The 3,255-nt window shown below is 57.1% G+C and carries 3 protein-coding genes; all 3 read right to left on the bottom strand.

The features are described from left to right. Nucleotides 1-152: 152 nt before the first annotated feature. Entirely contained in the window at nucleotides 153-1,475 is a 1,323-nt protein-coding gene (locus ACZO0A_RS12155) for an alpha-amylase family glycosyl hydrolase (protein ID WP_302376152.1), read from the bottom strand. A gap of 18 nt (nucleotides 1,476-1,493) precedes the next feature. Further along, nucleotides 1,494-2,033, bottom strand: a complete 540-nt coding sequence (locus ACZO0A_RS12150) for a hypothetical protein (protein WP_215691504.1) — start codon at nucleotides 2,031-2,033, stop codon at nucleotides 1,494-1,496. 217 nt (nucleotides 2,034-2,250) lie between these two features. Continuing rightward, nucleotides 2,251-3,057, bottom strand: a complete 807-nt coding sequence (locus tag ACZO0A_RS12145; RefSeq protein ID WP_252261451.1) for a polysaccharide deacetylase family protein — start codon at nucleotides 3,055-3,057, stop codon at nucleotides 2,251-2,253. Nucleotides 3,058-3,255 lie beyond the last annotated feature (198 nt).

The raw sequence follows: 3,255 nt of genomic DNA, 5'->3' as shown, positions 1-3,255 counted from the left end.
CGGCGCTCACCTTTGCAGCATCCAGTATTATCTGCGCTTTTGGCTTAGCAGCTGCCGCACCTCGCTCGCCGTATCGGCACTTAGAATTATGCGGTATTGCCCTAGTACAAAAATGCACTTGCCCACACGGACAGGTGCATTTTTATATCGTATTATCGTTCACATTTCCAGAAATGGCAACTGTATGGCTCCAATGTGCTGCCGCCGCCAAAATCGTGATCGACCCCGGTGATGAGATCCACCGCGCGGCCGCAGCCTGCGTCAAAGTGGGCGTCAAACGGATTGCCGTCCGCATTGATGGCTACCAGCACCCGCTCACCGTCGGCATAGCGTTCAAAAATCAGCTGCTTCGGCTGCACCAGTACATTGCGGTAGCTGCCCCGGCACAGCGCTTTGCTGCCTGTGCGGGCATGGGCCAGCGCGGCCACCCAAGCCGTCAGGTCGTTCTCGGTGGGCTTCTCCACCGCCGGGCGCAGCGTCGGGTCGCCGTTGCGCTTGTCGCCCTCCATGCCCCACTCACTGCCGTAGTAGACCGACGGCACACCGGGCATACCGAACAGCAAACCGTAGATGGGTTTCAGGCAGTTTTTATTGGTCAGAATCGTCGCAATACGCGTTACATCGTGGTTATCCACAAAGCTCAACAGATGCTTGCCGGTATACAGGCACCACTGCTCCGCGCCAAACTGGCGGTTCAGGCTATAACTGATCTCGTGCATATTGCCGGTGTTGAAGCTGGAATACAGCCCCTTGTAGCACTCGTAGTTCGTCACGCTGTGGCAGGCGTGGTCGTTCATCCAGCGGTTGTAGTCGCCGTGCAGCGTCTCGCCCACCAGCGCGAACTCCGGCTTGATGTCGTTTGCCAGCCCGCGCAGCTCCGCCAAAAAGCCCAGATCCAGGCAGTACGCGACGTCCAGGCGCAGGCCGTCGATGCCGTAGTCCCGCACCCAGCCGCGCACGATGTCAAACAGGTAGTTTTTCACCGCTGGGTTCTGCAAGTTCAGCTTGACCAGTTCGTTGCAGCCCTCCCAGGCCTCGTACCAGAAACCGTCGTTGTAATTGGTGTTGCCGTCAAAACTGATGTGAAACCAGTCTTTGTAAGGGCTGTCCCAACGCTTTTCCTGCACGTCGCGGAACGCCCAGAAGCCGCGCCCCACATGGTTGAACACGCCGTCGAACAAAATTTTGATGCCCGCCGCATGCAGCGCCGCGCAGACCTGCTTGAGGTCGTCGTTCGTGCCCAGGCGGCAGTCGACCTTGTTGTAGTCGCGGGTGTCGTAGCCGTGGGCATCGCTCTCAAACAGCGGGTTGAACAGCACGCAGGTCGCGCCCAGGCGCTTGATGTGCTCCACCCAGTCCAGCACGCGCAGAATGCGGTGGTTGTCCGCCTGGGACTGGTCGCCGTCGTTTTGCAGTGGTGCGCCGCACAGCCCCAGCGGATAAATCTGGTAAACTACCGCTTCATCATACCACATTTTATGTTCCTCCTTGCATCAGAACTTCTTCTTCAGTTTTGGCTTGACCACCAGATGATAATATCGCGTCAGCGCCGCCAGCGCCCGGTCGCACAGCCAGAATGACAGATTTCCCGCGGCCAACAGCGCCACCAGCATGGCCGTTCCGTCGGCCAGCAGCTCGTCCAATACAGCAGGCCCCAGCAGCGCGAACAACAGCAAATACACCAGCACCGTGGCCGCATTGAACACCGCAAATTTTATGACCCAACGCAGTACCGTGTTTTTTAGTGTGTTGAGCTTCACGCGCAGCACCGGGTAATACCCCATGACCAGCACATAGAAAAACGCCAGCTCGGTTTCCGGCACAAACAGCACGGCCAAAATCGATACGGTCGCGTAGAGGGTCAACGCATAGCGCGGTCCGTACTCCTCCAGCACTGGGATGATAAGGAACGCCGCCAGCATCGGCGCAGCGTAGGTGCCAATCTGCAGCGCACTGCCGATGAGCAGAAGCACCACCGACAGCGCCCCCAGCATCCCGCACAACGCAATTTTCTGGCTTTCCGTCTTGCGCACAGCCCCACCTCCTCGCCGATTCTTGTACATTATACCCTATTTTGTTTCACATTGCAATAAATTGCTGGATATTTTGCACAATCTGGCGTGGGTGCGTTGGATTTTATCAGTTGTTTTTGGCAAGGTACTGGGTACTACACCATTTTATGGTGATAAGACCGGATTACCACTTTTCCCAGCAACATACAATCCGCTGTGCCGCACATTTTGGGCGATTTCACTTCAAGGCTTCCATCTGTGCAACTGTACAAAAGGTGTAACCCTGCTCCTTGAAATAGGCGATAATATCCGGCAACGCCTTAACTGTCTGGCCGGTGGCTTTGGTATCGTGCAGCAGGACAACGCAGGTGTCATGGCCGTCGGCGTCGCGGCGGATGTTGCGCAAAATCTGCGCGGCGTTGGGGTGGCTGGCAGTGGCGTCCTCAGCGCAGACGTTCCAGTCGATCCAGTGGTAGCCCTTGTCCTCGGCCTGGGCTTTCAGGGTTTTCATGATGTCGCGGCCGCCGTAGCGGTGGCTGACCGTGTTGGTGCTGCCGCCGGGAAAGCGCAGCCAGTCAATGCTTTCCACATCCACATAGGGTTCCAGCGCCTGGCGCAGGGCTTTCATATCCTGCCAAAATGCGTCGGTGCTCGCGTAGATTTTGGAGTATTGATGCGTGGCGCTGTGCAGAGCAATCTGGTGTCCCGCCGCCGCAATGTCGGCCACCAGCGGCATATAGTTTTCGTTGGCGTCCTGGGCGCAGACAAAAAAGGTGGCTGGGACCTGCTCCCTATCCAAAATTTCCAGAATTGGCGTCGTGTTTTTGCTCGGCCCATCGTCGAATGTCAGGCAGACGATTTTAGGCAGCGCATTTTCCCCAGTCGCAGCGGACACCGTAAAGCAGTCGTTGGGGGTGTCCGTCTCGGCGTATTCCCGATGGTACAGCTGGTGAATGATGCCGCATAGCACCGTCAGCATGGCCGCCAACACCACCGCGGCCAGCAGCCGCCCGGTCTGTTCCTCTCGTTTTGCATCGCGCCGCATGGCAAGCCCCTCCCCTGTTGTGGTTTGGTACAGGGTATGCGGGCACGGCGGCAAATAGACACGCAGCGGCGGGGTGTGGTATAATAAGGCAAATCGCAATTTAATGGAGGGATGTTTCTATGAAATCTTTTGTTTGCAGTTTGTGTCACAATGGCATACTTGGAGGAGGTCTGTACCTCGATAGTCAGTCGCTTACTT

The organism is Gemmiger sp., from assembly GCF_057431175.1.
The sequence above is the reverse complement of the archived record's forward strand: the minus strand, read 5'-3'. Positions and strand labels throughout refer to the sequence as shown.